Genomic DNA, 17,000 nt, shown 5'->3' with positions numbered 1-17,000 from the left:
CTCAAGCGGCCGTATGTGCTGATCCCGAAGACGGCGGAGGAGGTCGCCAGGCCGCACTACGTCGACAAGACGGGGCAGCCGCTGCCCGACGACGCGCCGGCCGAGCAGATCGCCGAGAGCATCTACGAGGTCAAGCTGAAGAAGGGCATCCTCTTCGCGCCGCACCCGGCCTTCGCGAAGAACGACAAGGGCGAGTATCTCTACCATGCGATGAAGCCGGGCCAGGTGGGCGACAAGCGCTCGCCATGGGACTTCGACAAGCAGGGCACGCGCGAACTGGTCGCCGAGGACTACGTCTACGCTTTCAAGCGCCACGCCACCACGCGCATCGAGGCGCCGATCTTCGCGATCTTCTCGGAGTACATCGTCGGGCTGAAGGAGTACTCGGCGCTGATCAAGGCCGAGGATGCCAAGCTGCTCAAGGGCCTGCCCGAGTCGAGCGTGGACAAGCCCTTCCTCGACTTCCGCCGCTGGCCGCTGGCCGGCGTGACGGCGCCGGACAGCCACACCATCCGTTTCCGCATCAAGGGCAAGTACCCGCAGTGGAAGTACTGGCTGGCGATGACCTTCAGCTCGCCGGTGCCCTGGGAGGCCGATGCCTTCTATTCGCAGCCGGGCATGAATGCCAACGGCCTGTCGCTGGTCAAGTGGCCGGTGGGCACGGGCCCGTACATGATGACCGAGTTCGTGCAGGACCGCCGGCATGTCATGAAGCGCAACCCGAACTACCGCGGCGAGCCCTATCCCTGCGAAGGCGAACCCGGCGACAAGGAGGCCGGCCTGCTCGACGACTGCGGCAAGACCATGCCCTTCGCCGACACCTTCGTCTCCACGATCGTCAAGGAGAAGGTGCCGCGCAAGGAGATGTTCAAGCAGGGCTACCTGGACATTCCCGAGATCGAGCGACCGGAGTGGGGCGTCGACTTCCGTGTCGACATGGAGGACTCCGACGAGGTCAAGCGCCAGTACGAGGCCAAGGGCTTCGCCTTCCCGCAGGTCACAGACATCAACAACTGGTACCTCGGCTTCAACTGGCTGGACCCGGTGGTCGGCAAGGGCGACACGCCCGAGCAGCAGGTCAGGAACCGCAAGCTGCGCCACGCGCTGTCGATCGCGATCGACTGGGAGGAGGGCTACGGCCGCATCTTCCGCACCAAGGGCGGCGTGACGGCGCATGGCCCGGTGCCGCCGGGCGTGTTCGGTTCGCGCGAGGGCCACGCCGACGGCATCAACCCGGTGACCCATAAGGTCGTCAACGGCCAGCCGGTGCGGCGCACGCTCGACGACGCGAAGAAGCTGCTCGCCGAAGCGGGCTACCCCGAGGGTCGTGATGCGAAGAGCGGCAAGCCGCTGGTGCTGAACTACGACTACCAGCGTGCGCCGACGCCGGAGCTGAAGTCCGAACTCGACTGGATGGTCAAGCAGTTCGGCAAGCTCGGCGTGCAGCTGGAGATCCGCGCCACCGACTACAACCAGTTCCAGGACAAGATGCTCAAGGGCAAGCAGCAGATCTTCTGGTGGGGCTGGCTGGCCGACTACCCGGACGCGGAGAACTTCCTGTTCCTGCTCTACGGCCCGAACGCCAAGTACCCGAACCAGGGCGAGAACGCAGCCAACTACAGCAACCCGGAGTACGACCGCCTCTACCGCATCATGCAGACGCTGGAGGACGGGCCCGAGAAGCAGAAGGTGATCGACCAGATGGTCGCCGTGGTGCGCGAGGACGCACCCTGGGCCTGGGGCTACTGGCCTTACGTCGCGCTGGCCTTCCAGCCCTGGGCGCACAACGGCAAGCCGAGCATCCTGGTGCGCGACCTGGCCAAGTACTACCGCGTCGACCCGGCGCTGCGCGTGGCCAAGCAGGCCGAGTGGAACCAGCCGGTGCGCTGGCCGCTGGCGCTGATCGCGCTGGCGCTGCTGGCGATGGTTGGCCTGGCCTGGCGCGGCTACCGCGTGCGCCAGCTGGCCACGGCCAAACCGAAGAACGCCGCGGTCGCGCCGGCCGCGGGAGCCTGAGATGCTGAACTACCTGATCCGCCGTCTCGGCTATGGGGTGCTGATCCTGATCGGCGTCAACCTGTTCACCTTCGTGCTGTTCTTCAGCGTCAACACGCCCGACGACATGGCGCGGCTGAACATCGGCGGCAAGCGCGTCACGCAGGAGCAGATCGACAAGTGGAAGTCCGAGCGCGGCTACGACAAGCCGCTGTACTGGAACGCGAAGGAGGAGGGCGGTGCGAAGCTGACGCAGACCATCGTCTGGGAGCGTTCGGTGTCGCTCTTCGCGCTGCAGTTCGGCCGCTCCGATGCGCGCAATGCGATCGACATCGGCCACGAGATCAAGACGCGCATGTGGGTCAGCCTGCAGCTGGCGCTGCCGCTGTTCATCCTGCAGGTGATCGCCAGCACGGCCTTCGCGCTGCTGCTGGTGTTCTTCCGCCACTCGCGCATCGACTTCTGGGGCGTGGTGCTGTGCGTGCTGATGCTGTCGATCTCGGCGCTGTTCTACATCATCGTCGGCCAGTTTCTGTTCTCGCGCGTACTGCGCCTGGTGCCGATCAACGGCTACGCGCCGGGGCTGGACGCGGTGAAGTTCCTGATCCTGCCGATCATCCTGTCGCTGCTGTCGCGGCTGGGCGGCGAGGCGCGGCTGTACCGCGCGATGTTCCTGGAGGAGATCGGCAAGGACTACGTGCGCACCGCGCGCGCCAAGGGCCTGTCGGAGGCGGTGGTGCTGTTCCGCCACGTGCTGAAGAACGCGATGATCCCGATCATCACCAGCGCCGGCTCCTACCTGCCCTATGTCTTCCTCGGCAGCCTGGTGTTCGAGAGCTTCTTCGGCATCCCGGGGCTCGGCGCCTTCGTCATCGAGGCGATCAGCGGCCAGGACTTCGCCATCGTGCGCTCGATGGTCTTCCTCGGAGCGCTGCTGTACATCTTCAGCTACGTGCTGATCGACGTGGCCTACACCTGGGCCGACCCGCGCGTGCGGCTGTCCTGAGCGGAGCGAGAACACCACATGCCGAAGTTCGTTCTGCTCTGGACCGATGCGGTCCTGTTCCTGATGCTGGTGGCGCTGGCCTTCTACGCCTGGCGCGTGAGCATCAACCACAACCTGCGTGCCAACTGGTGGAAGGTGCTGCGTGACCCGGCGGCGTTCTCAGCGGCCATCGTGATGGCGCTGTTCGCGCTGGTGACGCTGGCCGACAGCGTGCACTTCCGCCGCGCCCTGTCGCCCGCCGCGGGTGCCAAGGCCGATGCGCGGACCTTCTACGCCACCAGCACCGAGAGCCTGCTCGATGTGCTGCTGTCGCGGCAGATCGCCATGCGCGAGACCGGCTACTCGGCGCCGCTGGCCTACCTCGGCCTCAACAAGGAGCCGATGGAGCGCGACGGCCAGCCGGTGCGCGACTTCCCTCGTCTGAAGTACGCCGGATCGCACCTGGCCGACCCGGCGCGCGACTGGGCGGGCGACATCGCGACGCGCACCGTCGCCGGCGCGATCGGCGGGCTGATCGCCGCCGCGCTGATCGCACTCGGCACGGCGGCGCTGGTGCGCCGCTCGCATGGCGGGGTGGGTCAGGCGCTGCGTGACATCGTCAGCGACCGCACCGATCTGCCGCTGCGCGCCGCGCTGATCACCGTCACGGTGATCTGCCTGCTGGCCGGGCCGGCGATCGCGCTCATGGGCCACTACCACCTGTTCGGCACCGACCGCACCGGCAACGACGTCTTCTACCAGGCGATGAAGAGCGTGCGCACGGCCTTCGTGATCGGCACGCTGGCCACGGTGGCAACGCTGCCCTTCGCGGTGGTGCTGGGCATCCTGGCCGGCTACTTCCGCGGCTGGGTCGACGAACTGATCCAGTACCTCTACACCACGCTCAGCTCGGTGCCCAACGTGCTGCTGATTGCTGCCTGTGTGCTGATGGTGCAGGTCTTCCTCGACAAGAACCCGGACCTGTTCGAGACCGGCCTGGAACGCTCCGACCTGAAGATCTTCCTGCTCTGCGTGATCCTCGGCCTGACCGGCTGGGCGACGCTATGCCGGCTGGTGCGCGGCGAGACGCTGAAGCTGCGCGAGCTCGAGTTCGTGCAGGCCGCCACCGCCTTCGGCGTCGGCCCGATGCGCATCATGGCGCGGCACATCGCGCCCAACGTGATGCACCTGGTGCTGATCACCACCGTGCTGAGCTTCTCAGACCTGATCCTCTACGAGGCGGTGCTGACCTACGTCGGTGTCGGCGTCGACCCGTCGACCAACAGCTTCGGCGGCATGATCAACCTGGCACGCAGCGAGATGAGCCGCGATCCGGTGGTGTGGTGGAGCTTCGCCGCCGCCTTCGGCTTCATGGTCACGCTGGTGCTGGCCGCCAACCTGTTCGCCGACGGCGTGCGCGACGCCTTCGATCCGCGCGCGCGCAGCTTCCGCCCGCGCTTCCTGAAGCGCAGCATCGCCTGAGGCGCATCCCATGCTGAAGATCGACGACCTCAAGGTGGCGCTGGACGCCGATGCCGGCCTGGTGCGCGCCATCGACGGACTGAGCCTGGCGATCACTCGCGGCGAGACCTTCGCGCTGGTGGGTGAATCGGGCTGCGGCAAGAGCATGACGGCGCTGGCGCTGATGCGCCTGCTGCCCGACAACGGCGGCATCACGAACGGCCGCGTGCTGGTCGAGGGCCACGACGTGCTGGCACTGCCCGAATCCAGCATGCGCGCGGTGCGCGGCGGGCGCATCGGCATGATCTTCCAGGAGCCGGCCACCAGCCTGAACCCGGTGATGCGCGTCGGCGACCAGATCGTCGAGGCGATCGAGAGTCACACCGAACTGCGCGGCGAGGCGGCGCGCGCCAGGGCGATCGAATGGATGCGCAAGGTCGGCATCCCCGAGCCCGAGCGGCGCATCGACGACTACCCGTTCCGTCTGTCCGGCGGCCAGAAGCAGCGCGTGATGATCGCGATGACGCTGGCCTGCGAACCCGACTTCCTGATTGCCGACGAGCCGACCACGGCGCTGGACGTGACCATCCAGGCGCAGATCCTCGACCTGCTCAAGCAGTTGCAGAGGGAGCAGGGCATGGGCCTGCTGCTGATCACGCACGACCTGGCGGTGGTCGCGGGCATGGCCCAGCAGGTGGCGCTGATGTACGCCGGCCAGATCATCGAGGTGGCGAGCGCAGCGGAGTTCTTCGCGTCGCCGCGCCACCCCTATGCCCGCGCGCTGCTGCGAGCGCTGCCCGACACCGGCAAGCGTGGCGGCTCGCTGGCCGCCATCGGCGGCACGGTGCCGCCGCTGTGGCAGGACTTCACCGGCTGCCGCTTCGCACCGCGCTGCGAGCGGGTGATGGACGAGTGCCACCACACGCTGCCCGAGCTCGAGCCCGTCGGTGGCGCCAGCGTGCGCTGCCTGCTGTATCGCGATGGCGCCAGCATGTCGGCAGAGGCACCGGTGGCAGCGCCGCTGCGCTACGACGCGCCACGCGGGGAGGCGATCGACAAGCCGCTGCTCGAGGTGCGCAGCCTGTCCGTGCGCTTCCCGATCCGCCGCGGGCTGCTGCAGCGCGTGGCCGGGGCCTTCGTCGCGGTCGACGACATTTCCTTCGACATCCCCGCCGGCCGCACGCTGGCGCTGGTCGGCGAATCGGGCTGCGGCAAGACCACCACCGGCAAGGCGATCGTGCAGTTGCTGCGCCACCAGGCGGTCATCGCCGGCGAGGCGCGCTTCGAAGGCCAGGACCTGTTCGCCCTCGAAGGCGAGGCGCTGCGCAACGCCCGCCGCGCGGTGCAGATCGTCTTCCAGGATCCGTTCGGCTCGCTGAACCCGCGCATGCGCGTGCTCGAGATTCTCGAGGAGGGCCTGATTGCGCTGCGCCCCGACCTCGACGCTGCGGCGCGGCGCGAGCGGCTGCACAGGCTGGTCGACCAGGTCGGCCTGCGCCGCGACGTGCTGCAGCGCTACCCGCACGAGTTCTCCGGCGGCCAGCGCCAGCGCATCGCGATCGCGCGGGCGCTGGCGGTCGAGCCGCGGCTGATCGTCTGCGACGAGCCGACCTCGGCGCTGGACGTGTCGGTGCAGGCGCAGATCCTCAACCTGCTGCGCGACCTGCAGCGCGAGACCGGTGTGTCCTACCTCTTCATCACGCACAACATCGGCGTGGTCGAGTACATCGCCGACCGCATCGCGGTGATGCAGCGTGGCCGCATCGAGGAGGAGGGCAGCGTCGAGCAGGTGCTTGGTGCGCCGCAGTCGGCCTACACACGCACGCTGCTGGCGGCGGTTCCACGCATCGCCGTGCCAGCCAACGCCTGATCACTGGCGAGGCGACAAAAAAAGGGGCCGCTTGCGCGGCCCCTTTCCATTGAAGCTGCTCGATCAGCGGATGCGGATCGCGTCTGCCTCCTTGCCCGCATTGCGGCGGTACATCACCAGCAAGCCGCGCTCGGTGCTGACCGTATCCGGCAGCGTCGCGGTCCTGACGCCCAGCGTCGCCGACGTCCACGACGCGACTTCACCGAACGGCAGGTCGACCACGCCGAAGCGCTCGTTGCCTGGCGTGAACACCATGCCCTCGATCGAATCGCTGATCAGACCCGAGAAGTAGTTGTCGTAGGCCAGCGCATCGAAGGTGATGGTGGTGCCCGGGACAATGCCCAGCGCCGCCATCGGAACGGTCATGATGATGTTGCCCGAGTTCAGGTCCGCATCAGCGAAGTAGTACACCCCGGTGGCGCCCGTGGTGGCCGACTGCACCGCAACCACTGTCTGCCCAGAGGCGGCGAAGCCGCCATTCTCCGAGTTGTAGACGAAGTAGTCGACCTCACCGTCGCCGTTGGTGTCGATGTCCACCTCGAATCCGCCCGGGTACGCAGGGTGCGCACGGCGACCGTTCGTGTTGATCGCGAACTCGATCAGGTCCTCACCCGCCACGTCTGCCGACAGGTAGCGCACGCCGACCGAGCGCAGGTCGATCACCGCCTGGTTGGAACCCGGGCCGGGGATCTCGCTGCGCGGGATCTTCGTGCTCTGGCCGGCCAGCGAGAACACCTCGTACAGCGAGGTTTCCACGCCAAAGTTGCGCAGCTTGAGGGAGGGCCCGGGCTTGCCACGTTGGCTCAGCTCGGCGTCGGCCGCGGCAGCCTTGCGCGGCAGCACGTGCCAGGGCACGGTCAGCTTCTCGCCGCTGGAGCTCAGCGTCAGGTAGCCGTCGTACTCCGGGCCGTTCAGCAGCGCGCCGTTGCCGCCCTGCGAGCCGCCGTTGAGTGTCCACTCGGGCAGCTTGCGCGGGTCGATCACCAACTTGACATCGATGTCCTCGTAGCCTCGTGCCGAGACATAGGTGAACGGACGGACGATCACGCGTACCGCGCCGCTGGCCTGGTCGTCCGCAAATCGGAAGCTCGGCGTGATGCTGTAGGCGCGACCGTACTTGCCCAGGTTCTCGATGCGCAGTTTCCTCGAGATCACCATCGGACCCGCGGCATCCACCGTGCCGAACGACAGGGCTGCCGACTTCGACTCGCGGTTGTACGCGATCGTGCTCAGCGCCAATGCACGGTCGACGCGCATCTCACCTGCGCCGATGCGCGTGATCGGTGCGAGCTGTCCCGGAAGCAGTGCGGGATTGGTGTAGATCGTCGTCTCGGCGCTGTTCATCAGCATCGCCTTGATCTGCTCGGGCTTGCGGTTCGGGAATGCCTGCAGCAGCAGCGCCGCGCCGCCGGACACCATCGGTGCCGCACCGGACGTGCCGCCGAACGGCGTTTCGCCCGTGCCCGTGCCGACCTCGGCCGACATCGATGCGCCGGGCGCGCCGATCTCGGGCTTGATCGTCTGGGCACTGGTCGACGGGCCGCGCGAGGACGACGCCGTGATGCTGCCCGCGAGCGAGATGCCGCTGTCCGGCGAGAGCGTCACGTTGACCGCCCCGGTGGTCAGCTGCGCCTTGATCGCGTTCGACAACGATTGCTGGATGACCAGCGAAGGAACGAAGGTGTCGCCACCGCCGAACGAGAAGGACACGGCGTCGCCGGGAGCCACCAGGCCGATCAGCACGCCGGTGGCGCCTGCGTCTGCGCCGATGTCGACCTTCAGGCTGACCGAGCAGGTGCCGCGGTCGATCAGCGCGATCTTGCCGGCCGGGTTGGCGAGCAGCGCGTCGCCCGGGCAGGCTCGGCCGACGTAGACCACGTCGCCGGTGACGGTCTTGTCGACCGGCGCCCACTCCATCGTCTGCGTGTTGGCATAGGTACCGGCAATCGCCGCGGGCGCATTGACCACCAACGGGATGGCTACGGCACCCGGCACCTCTGTCTGCGCGACGCTGATCACCCCGGGGGCGATCGACGGCGAGCCGACGACATAGGGCTTGTTGGCGCTGTTGCCGGCCGAGGCAACCACGACCACGCCCAGGCGCACGGCGTTGCTCGCGGCCTGCGTCAGGTCGTCCTCGAACTGGCCGTATGACGAACCGAGCGACATGTTGATGACATCGACAGCATCGCTGGTGTCGCCGTCACCGTCGGGGTCGATCGCGTAGTCCATGCCTTGCAGCAACGCGATGCCGCTGCACGAGGTGGCCACGGCGCTGCAGACCTTGACCGCGACCAGCTTCGCACCCGGGGCGACGCCCTTGTGCGCGCCGTCCAGGCTCTGGCCCGCGATGATGTCGGCCACGTGCGTGCCGTGGCCTTCGAGGTCGATCGGATCCGGGTCAGGCAGCTCGGGCGAGTTCGGCCAGGATTCGCCGACGAAGTCGAAGCCCGCCACCACCTTGGCGGTGGGGAACAGGCCGTCGAGCGTGGTGTTCTTCGGGTCCGAGGTCGCGGTGCCGTAGGCCGCGGCGTATGCGGCATCGGTGCCTTCACCACCGAGGTTGCGGTGGGTGTAGTCGATGCCCGAGTCGAGCACCGCCACGGTCACGCCGCTGCCGTCCACGCCCTTGGCCTGGGCGGTTGCGGCGCCTACATAGGGCACGGTGGCAGAGAGGTCCAGCTGGTAGTCGAGCACCGGGCGCACCTTGGCGACGCCGGAGATGGCCGCGACCTGCGCGAGCTGCGCGGCATCGATGCTCACGGCGACGGCGTTGTGCGCGTTCTGCACGCGAGCCAGCACCTTGCCGCCGAGCGATTCGAGGCGGCTGGCCACGGCACCCTGCGCGTCGCGGATGCGCAGGCGGTGTTCGGCGACGCCAGCGCGAAGCGAGGGGGCGGACTTGATCGCCTTGCGGTCGGAGGCCAGCAGTGAATCGGACTCCGCCAATGCGGCGCGCTGGGCTGCCACCGAGTTCTGCTCGAGAGATACCCACACGCGCACCTGACCCTGCGCGCCCTTCAATCGGGCGTCGAGTCGGCTGGCCGTGGAGCCCACGGGCGCAGCGACGCGGTAGGCGCTGTCGGTCGCGCGCTGCGCGTCGGCCGATGTCGAGCCCGGCGAATCCCCGCCGCCGCAGGCCACCAGCAGCCAAGCTGCCGCGCCCACCGCCAGGGGTGTGAACATTCTTTTCACGTGGACCTCCTAAGACTTATTTATCGATGGCAACGCCCGATGAGCGCCGGCCGGGTTTCGATGCGTTTGCAGGCGGATGGCCTGCAGCCTTGACGTCCGAACCCGACGTGCGACTGCATCACGCCGTGTGACGAGCGTCAACGGGGTATGGACCCGCAACCGGCTCAGGGCATCGGTTTGGGTGGATGCAACGTTCGGGCCGGGCGAACCCGCTTGACACCGGGCAGTGTCTGCAGGTCGGAAATCCGATCGGCATCGACGCGCACCGCGATCGAGTTGCCCACGCGCTGTACCCGCGCCAGTTCGACGGCACCGAGCACAGGCAGCCGAGCCGCGATGTCATCCTGCTGCGCGCGCAGTCTTGCTATACGCTCGGTCGCGCCCGACGCATCGGCCTGCAGTCCGGGTGGCGGCTCGCTGAGGTCGAGCCAGACCTCGACGGTCGGGCCGGCCGTGGCACTCGCATGCAGCAGCACCGCGATCAGCGAGGCGGGAATGTGCAGGCTGGGAGTCCGCAACGGGGTCTTCACGTGGCGATGATCTCCGTGGTGATGGCGGAGCCCATGTGCATGTTGCACACAGCCAACGAAGCGATCCCGCATCTTAGGGGCATGCACCTATCCGCCCGGTCGGCGGCCCGTGGCGCGGCGAGGTTTCTGCCCCTGGCCTTGCGGCGCAAACCCACGCCGATCGTGGCTTGGCGGGGCGCGCCGGGTCTCGCCATCGCGCCGCCGGGCGTCTCCGTTACGCAGCGGCCCAAGGAAACCCCTAGACAAGTTTGCGCACTGCTATGGTGACAATTCTTTTACATGTCTTCGCAGACGAGACTCAGCCGGCTTACAGAGGCGGCATGTGTCTTGCTCGGGGCAGGGTCTATCGATCAACCTTTCCGCTTTCACAGGAGATCACATGTTCAGAAGAACGAAGGTCAGCGCAGGCGTCCTTGCGGCCCTCGGCGGGCTCGTGGGGCTGGCCAGCCAGCCCACCTACGCGCAGCAGTCGCTCGAACGGGTCGAGATCACCGGCTCGTCGATCCGCCGTGCCTCGACCGAGACGGCACTGCCGGTCACGGTCATCAAGGTGGACGATCTCACCAAGCAGGGTGTCACGACGACCGAACAGGCAATGGCTCGCATTGCCGCCAACCAGTCGAGTTTCGGCGCGAGTTCCTCGATCGGTGGGACGACCGGCGGCAAGTCCGAAGCGGACCTGCGAGGATTGAGTGGTCCGACCAATACCAACGCCAATAAGACACTCGTGCTGCTGAACGGTCGTCGCCTTGCCAATCACTCCTTCGACGCCGCGGCGGTCGACCTGAACGCGATCCCGCTGGCGGCAGTCGATCGCATCGAGGTTCTGCGTGACGGCGCCTCGGCGATCTACGGTAGCGATGCCATTGGTGGCGTTATCAATTTCATCCTCAAGCGCGAGTACACGGGCCTTGAGATCAGCGCACAGACGATTCAGCCGCGCGGCAAGGGTGGTGGCGATTCCAACCGCGTTAGCCTGTCTGGCGGCTACGGTTCGCTGGCAGAGCAGAAGTTCAACATCTTCGGCAGCCTGGACTTGCGCAAGCAGTCGGTGCTTGAGGCCGTTGATCGCAATTTTGCAAAGACGGGGATCATTCGCGGTGCCATCAATGCTGGCACCAGCGGTACTTCGTTCCCGGGTGATCTGAACGGCGTCGAGCCCTCTTTGCCGAACTGCAATCCGCCCTCGTCGATCCCCAGTGCGTCGGGAACGTCGTGCCGCTACGACTTCACCCGCGACATTGACATCCTCACCGACAATGAGCAGATCACGGGTCTCCTCCGGGGTACGTTGGCGCTCACGCCTGATCACACCGTTGCGGTGGAGTATCTTCACGCGAACAACAAGAGCACGGCGAAGGTCGCTCCGTCGCCGACTAGCCATGTAATGCTGACCAGCAATCCGCGGTGGATCCCTGGCGCTCCGTTCACTCAGACTCCTGACCCGGTCAATCCTGGCCCGGAAGACATCAACTCGGACTGCGGTTTCACGAACTGCGTGGATCTCGACTTCGATCCGAACACCCCAGGCGTGCAGACTGGGGGAGTGGTCAATTGGCGCACTGTGCCGGGGGGCAAGCGAGTCAGTGCTGATGACACGACGACAACACGCGCGATGGTCGAACTGTCGGGTATCTTCTCCGGCTGGGACTACCGCACGGCTCTCGGGCAGACGAAGAACAAGAGCGAGGCATCAGTCAAGAGTGGCTATCTGAGAAACAACCTGCTGCAGGCCGGGATCACGTCCGGCGTAATCAATCCGTTTGGTCCGCAAGATGCTGCGGGCCAAGCGGCGATCGATGCAGCGCAGGTGAACGCGCCAACGCAGATCGGCGAGAACAAGGTCAACTTCGTCGATCTGCGGGTGTCGAAGGAACTGATGCAGATGCCTGCTGGAATGTTGGCTGGTGCTTTCGGTGTCGAGTACCGCACCGAGAAGTCTGGCTTCGAGGCACTGGACATTACTGGGGAGTTGCCGAGCCTTGGCATCGATCCCGACGGCGACACGTCCGGGAAACGCAAGATTGCAGCGACCTATGCTGAGTTGAACATTCCCGTCACCAAGCAACTCGAGCTGACAACGGCTGTGCGATTCGACAAGTACAGCGGTACCGGCAACACGGTAAATCCGAAGATCGGGCTGCGATACCAGCCGACGCGCGAAGTGCTCATCCGCGGTTCAGCCAATACCGGCTTCCGCGCGCCGACGCTGTACGAACTGTACCAACCGCAGTCACTGACTTTCACCTCTGACAACTACGACGATCCCGTTCTTTGCCCCGGTGGTGTGAAGCAGCCTGGAACGCTGGAAAGTGTTGTCTGTGGTCAGCAGGTGCTTCAACGAAACGTCGGCCCTGTGTCCAATGGGCAGAATGCGTCGAGCCTCGATCCAGAGAAGGCGAAGAACTTTAGTGTGGGTCTGGTGTTCGATCCGGCTTCGAATGTCTCCTTCTCGGTTGACTACTGGCAGATCTCCATCCGGAACTTGATTACCGGGTTGCCCGAGCAAGAGATCTTCGCGAACTCGACGAAGTACTCTGGCCGCATCTTGCGCTGCAGCCAACTGCCCACCAGCGGCCCTGGCATCATCCGCTCCGACATCGACTCGTGCTTGAACTATCCAGGCTTCGACCCGATCGCCTATATCGACAGCCCCACCGAGAATCTCGGCGAGCTGAAGACGCGCGGTCTGGACTTGGCGGCGGCTTGGCGCTCGGGCGCCACGCCGATGGGCTCGTTCGGCCTGAGCGTCGACGGCACCTACGTGATCGGCTACAAGTACCAGCGCGAGAAGGGCGGTGCCTTCATCAGCGCGACTGGCCGTTACTCCGACAATGCGCCGGTGTTCCGCTGGCAGCACGTGGCCACGGCGACCTGGAGCATGGGTGACTGGAGTGCGCTGCTCGCACAGCGCTTCAAGACCGGCTACACCGACCAGGACGGCGTGAACGACGTGGCGAGCTACGCGCTGCACGACTTTGCAGTGACCTGGACGGGCGTCAAGAACCTGACGCTCACGGCGGGCTTGAACAACGTGTTCGACCGCGCGCCGCCGCTGTCCGGCCAGGTGACCACGTTCCAGCGTGGCTACGATCCGCGCTTCACGGATCCGCTGGGTCGCAGCATCATGCTGCGCGCGAGCTACAAGTTCTTCTGAGCGTCGATCGCCTAGACTGTTAGCTCTCCTTACATGCCCGCTGGTCACGAGCCGGCGGGCATTTTCGTTATCCTTGCCCGCTTGCGAACTGGAGACCCCAGGACATGAACTTCGCCCAGCGGCAGCGCGACCCACGAAAACACCTCGTGGGAATCGGCGCTGTCATCCTGTTCCACGCTTTCGTCGTCTACGCGTTGGTGACTGGTCTTGCCAAGAAGGTGGTCGAGGTGGTGCGTGCACCGATCGAGACCAAGGTCATCGAAGAGATCAAGAAGCCCCCGCCGCCGCCCGAGATCGTGGTGCCGCCGCCGCCCAAGCTGGAAGCGCCGCCGCCACCTTTCATCCCGCCACCGGAGATCCAGATCGCGACGCCGCCGCCGCCACAGCCGACCATCACGGCCGTGACGCCGACGCCGCCGCCTGCACCGGTGGTGATCGCGCCGGCGCCACCGCCGGTGGTCGCTGCGCCACCCGCTCCGCCGGCGCCCGCTGTGGTGTCTGCCGCCGTCGCCTGCGCGAACTATCGCCAGAAGATGGGTGATGCCTCGTTTCCGCGTGAGGCTGCCCGCGCCGGGCTCGAGAAGGGCGAGGTGCTGATGCAGTTCACCCTCGGCGCTGGTGGCGAGGTCAAGAACGTCAAGGCGGTGCGTGCCTCGCACCCGATCTTCGCGCGTGCCGCGGCGAAGATCGTCGAGGAGTACCAGTGCCAGGGCCAAGGCCACGAGGTCGTCGTCCAGGTGCCCTTCAGCTACAAGATGGAGTGAACACGGCCCGATCCCGGCCGCTCCCGTTCACCTTCCGATTTCTCTGCACACCAGAAAGAGAACCAACATGTCTTTCCGTCAACACATTGCTGCCTTCTTCCTCTCGCTGACCCTCGGCCTGGCGCCGGCCGTCGCCTTTGCCCAGGCCTCCGCGCCCGAGGCTGCGCCGGCTGCCACCGCCCCGGCCGCCGAGCCGGCGCCCGCCGCGCCCGCCGCCCCGGTTGCACCCACGGTCAGCAAGGAAGTCGTCGACAACCCGTACGGCCTGAAGGCGCTGTGGGCGCAGGGCGACTTCGTTGCCAAGGGCACGCTGATCATCCTCGTGCTGATGAGCATGGGCAGCTGGTACATCCTGGTCACCAAGCTGTTCGAGAGCTTCAAGATCAGCGGCGAGGCGAAGGCCGCGCGCAGCGGCTTCTTCAAGTCGTCCAGCCTTCAGGATGGCACCAAGAAGCTGAAGGACGGCAGCGCCTTCCGCTTCATCGCCGAGACCGCGATGGAAGCCGGTGACCACCACGAGGGTGCGCTGACCGAGAACATCGACCGCAACACCTGGGTGTCGATGAGCGTGCAGCGCGCCGTCGACGAAGTGCAGTCGCGCCTGCAGGACGGCCTGGCTTTCCTCGCCACCGTCGGCTCGACCGCGCCGTTCATCGGCCTGTTCGGCACGGTGTGGGGCATCCTGAACGCGCTGACCGCGATCGGCATCGCCGGCCAGGCTTCGATCGACAAGGTGGCTGGCCCGGTGGGCGAGTCGCTGCTGATGACCGCCATCGGCCTGGCCGTCGCGGTGCCGGCGGTGCTCGGCTACAACTGGCTGGTGCGTCGCAACAAGGTGACGATGGACTCGGTGCGCGGCTTCGCGGCCGATGTGCACGGCGTGCTGATGGGCGCCAAGCAGGCCCGCTGATCCACCACGTACCTGGAGAAGCGCCATGGGCATGAACGTAGGCTCGGGCGGCGACGAGGACGAAGTCACCAGCACCATCAACACCACGCCGCTCGTCGACGTGATGCTGGTGCTGCTGATCATCTTCCTCATCACCATCCCGGTGGTCACGCAGTCGATCGCGATGTCGCTGCCGAAGGAGAACAACATCGCGCGGCAGACCAAGCCCGAGAACATCGAGATCTCGGTCAGCCGCGAGGGCGACGTGTTCTGGAACAACCAGGCAGTGGCTGACAACGACGCACTGTTCGAGCGGCTGAAGAAGGTGGCGGTGATGAACCCGCAACCGGAGATCCACATCCGCGGCGACGAGAAGACACGCTACGAGTCGATCGGGCGCGTCGTCTTCGCCTGCCAGCGCGCGGCGATCGCCAAGATCAGCTTCGTCACCGAACCGCCGCCGAAGGGGTGAACATATGGGAATGAACATCGGCTCGGGCTCCGGCTCGGGCGACCCGGACGTGATGGTCGACATCAACACCACGCCGCTGATCGACGTGATGCTGGTGCTGCTGATCATGCTGATCATCACGATCCCGATCCAGTTGCACAGCGTCAACCTGAACATGCCGCAGGGCGCGCCGCCGGCGGTGCAGCGAGACCCGGTCGTGGTGACGATCGACATCGACTTCGACGGCACCGTGCTGTGGAACGGCGAGGCGCTGGCCGACCGTGCGGCGCTGGAAGACCGCCTGGCCCGCGTGGCCGCCGAGCCGGACCAGGCCGAGGTGCACATCCGGCCGAACAAGCTAGTCGAGTACAAGTCTGTCGCGATGGTGATGGCCTCTGCGCAGCGGCTGGGCGTCACCAAGCTCGGCATGGTGGGCAACGAACAGTTCGTCAAGTAGCGCCATGAAGCATCTTCGAATCACCGTGCTTGCCGCGGCACTGTGCGTCGCGCTCGGCGCCCAGGCGCAGGAGGCCGTGCGCCCCGATATCGGCAAGCCGCTGCAGGCCGCGCAGGAGCTGATCAAGACCGGCAAGTACAAGGAGGCGCTGGCCAAGGTCCGCGAGGCCGATGCGGTCGGCAGCAAGAACGCCAACGAGAGCTTCCTGGTCGAGCGCATGCGCATCGCCGCGGCCTCCGGCGCCGGCGACAACGACACGGCGGCGAAGTCCTTCGAGGCGCTCGCTGCCAGCGGCAAGGTCTCGGCGGCCGACAAGGCACGCATGGCCGAGTCGATCTCCGGTGGCTACTACCGCGCCAAGGACTATGCGAAGGCCATGCAGTGGGGCCAGCGCTACTTCAAGGAGGGTGGCACCAGCGGCTCGATGCGCACGCTGCTGATACAGAGCCAGTACCTCAGCGGCGACTATGCCGGCGCGGCGCGCGAGCTCACCGGCGAGATCCAGGCCGCCGAGAAGGCCGGCACGCCGCCGGCGCAGGACCGCCTCAACCTGCTGCTCAATGCCGCCTCGCAGCTGAAGGACCCGAGCGCGACGGTGTTCGCGCTCGAGCGCCTGGTCACCTACTACCCGAAGAAGGAGTACTGGGTCGATCTGCTCAGCCGCATGCAGCGCAAGCCTGGCTTCAGCGACCGGCTGGTACTCGACACCTACCGCCTGAGCCTGGCCACCGGCAGCATGAGTTCGGCCAGCGACTTCATGGAGATGAGCCAGCTCGCGCTGCAGGCCGGCCACGAGCTGGAGGCCAAGGCGGTGGTCGACAAGGGCTTCGCCAGCGGCGTGCTCGGTGCCGGCGCCGAGGCGGAGCGGCACAAGCGGCTGCGTGACCTGGTCACGAAGAAGATCGAGGAGGCCAAGGCCGCCCGGGTAGCGGCCGAGGCCGAAGCCAATGCGGCCAAGGACGGCAATGCGCTCGTCAACCTCGGCTTCTCCACCGCCTTGGGCGGCGACAGTGCCAGGGGCCTGCAGATGATGCAGCAGGGCATCGCCAAGGGCAGCCTGAAGCGGCCCGAGGATGCCAAGCTGCACCTCGGCATCGCACAGGTGCTGGCAGGCGATGCGAAGGCGCAGGCGACGCTGCGCAGCGTCGGCGGTACCGACGGCACGGCCGATCTGGCGCGGCTGTGGAGCCTCTACGCGAGGCGCAAGGGCTGAGAGGGGTGCGGTGACGTGGCAAAGCCCGTCACC

General features: G+C 66.6%; 12 protein-coding genes. 10 read left to right on the top strand and 2 right to left on the bottom strand.

Features of this window, described 5'->3' with window-relative positions; genetic code table 11:
* The 4 genes from AAG801_RS30920 to AAG801_RS30905 all read left to right on the top strand — a co-directional run.
* Positions 1–2,016: ABC transporter substrate-binding protein (locus tag AAG801_RS30920; RefSeq protein ID WP_341891831.1), on the top strand; the 2,016-nt coding region annotated here is incomplete at its 5' end.
* Between the two features lies 1 nt (position 2,017).
* Entirely contained in the window at positions 2,018–3,001 is a 984-nt protein-coding gene (locus AAG801_RS30915) for an ABC transporter permease (RefSeq protein ID WP_341891830.1), read from the top strand.
* An 18-nt stretch (positions 3,002–3,019) separates the two neighbouring features.
* On the top strand, positions 3,020–4,462 hold the full coding sequence (locus AAG801_RS30910; RefSeq protein ID WP_341891829.1) for an ABC transporter permease: 1,443 nt from the start codon (positions 3,020–3,022) through the stop codon (positions 4,460–4,462).
* Positions 4,463–4,472: 10 nt separating this feature from the next.
* Positions 4,473–6,311 (top strand): dipeptide ABC transporter ATP-binding protein, encoded by a 1,839-nt coding sequence (locus tag AAG801_RS30905; protein ID WP_341891828.1) that lies wholly within the window; start codon positions 4,473–4,475, stop codon positions 6,309–6,311.
* A 63-nt stretch (positions 6,312–6,374) separates the two neighbouring features.
* Here the strand turns inward: AAG801_RS30905 and AAG801_RS30900 are convergent, their stop codons facing one another.
* The gene (locus AAG801_RS30900; RefSeq protein ID WP_341891827.1) at positions 6,375–9,497 is read right to left on the bottom strand and encodes a S8 family serine peptidase; all 3,123 of its coding nucleotides are present in this window, start codon (positions 9,495–9,497) and stop codon (positions 6,375–6,377) included.
* 173 nt (positions 9,498–9,670) lie between these two features.
* Positions 9,671–10,036: a hypothetical protein gene (locus AAG801_RS30895; protein ID WP_341891826.1), complete on the bottom strand. Its 366-nt coding sequence runs from the start codon at positions 10,034–10,036 to the stop codon at positions 9,671–9,673.
* Between the two features lie 379 nt (positions 10,037–10,415).
* On the opposite strand from AAG801_RS30895, the gene AAG801_RS30890 reads away from it, so the two are divergent.
* From AAG801_RS30890 to AAG801_RS30865, 6 genes are all read left to right on the top strand, one after another.
* Positions 10,416–13,193 (top strand): TonB-dependent receptor, encoded by a 2,778-nt coding sequence (locus tag AAG801_RS30890; protein WP_341891825.1) that lies wholly within the window; start codon positions 10,416–10,418, stop codon positions 13,191–13,193.
* A gap of 104 nt (positions 13,194–13,297) precedes the next feature.
* Positions 13,298–13,957, top strand: a complete 660-nt coding sequence (locus tag AAG801_RS30885; RefSeq protein ID WP_341891824.1) for an energy transducer TonB — start codon at positions 13,298–13,300, stop codon at positions 13,955–13,957.
* Positions 13,958–14,024: 67 nt separating this feature from the next.
* On the top strand, positions 14,025–14,867 hold the full coding sequence (locus AAG801_RS30880) for a MotA/TolQ/ExbB proton channel family protein (RefSeq protein WP_341891823.1): 843 nt from the start codon (positions 14,025–14,027) through the stop codon (positions 14,865–14,867).
* Positions 14,868–14,892: 25 nt separating this feature from the next.
* Positions 14,893–15,318: a biopolymer transporter ExbD gene (locus tag AAG801_RS30875; RefSeq protein WP_341891822.1), complete on the top strand. Its 426-nt coding sequence runs from the start codon at positions 14,893–14,895 to the stop codon at positions 15,316–15,318.
* A gap of 4 nt (positions 15,319–15,322) precedes the next feature.
* Positions 15,323–15,754: a biopolymer transporter ExbD gene (locus AAG801_RS30870; RefSeq protein WP_341891821.1), complete on the top strand. Its 432-nt coding sequence runs from the start codon at positions 15,323–15,325 to the stop codon at positions 15,752–15,754.
* A gap of 4 nt (positions 15,755–15,758) precedes the next feature.
* The gene (locus AAG801_RS30865; RefSeq protein WP_341891820.1) at positions 15,759–16,967 is read left to right on the top strand and encodes a hypothetical protein; all 1,209 of its coding nucleotides are present in this window, start codon (positions 15,759–15,761) and stop codon (positions 16,965–16,967) included.
* Positions 16,968–17,000 lie beyond the last annotated feature (33 nt).

The organism is Variovorax sp. YR752, assembly GCF_943372545.1.
The sequence above is the reverse complement of the archived record's forward strand: the minus strand, read 5'-3'. Positions and strand labels throughout refer to the sequence as shown.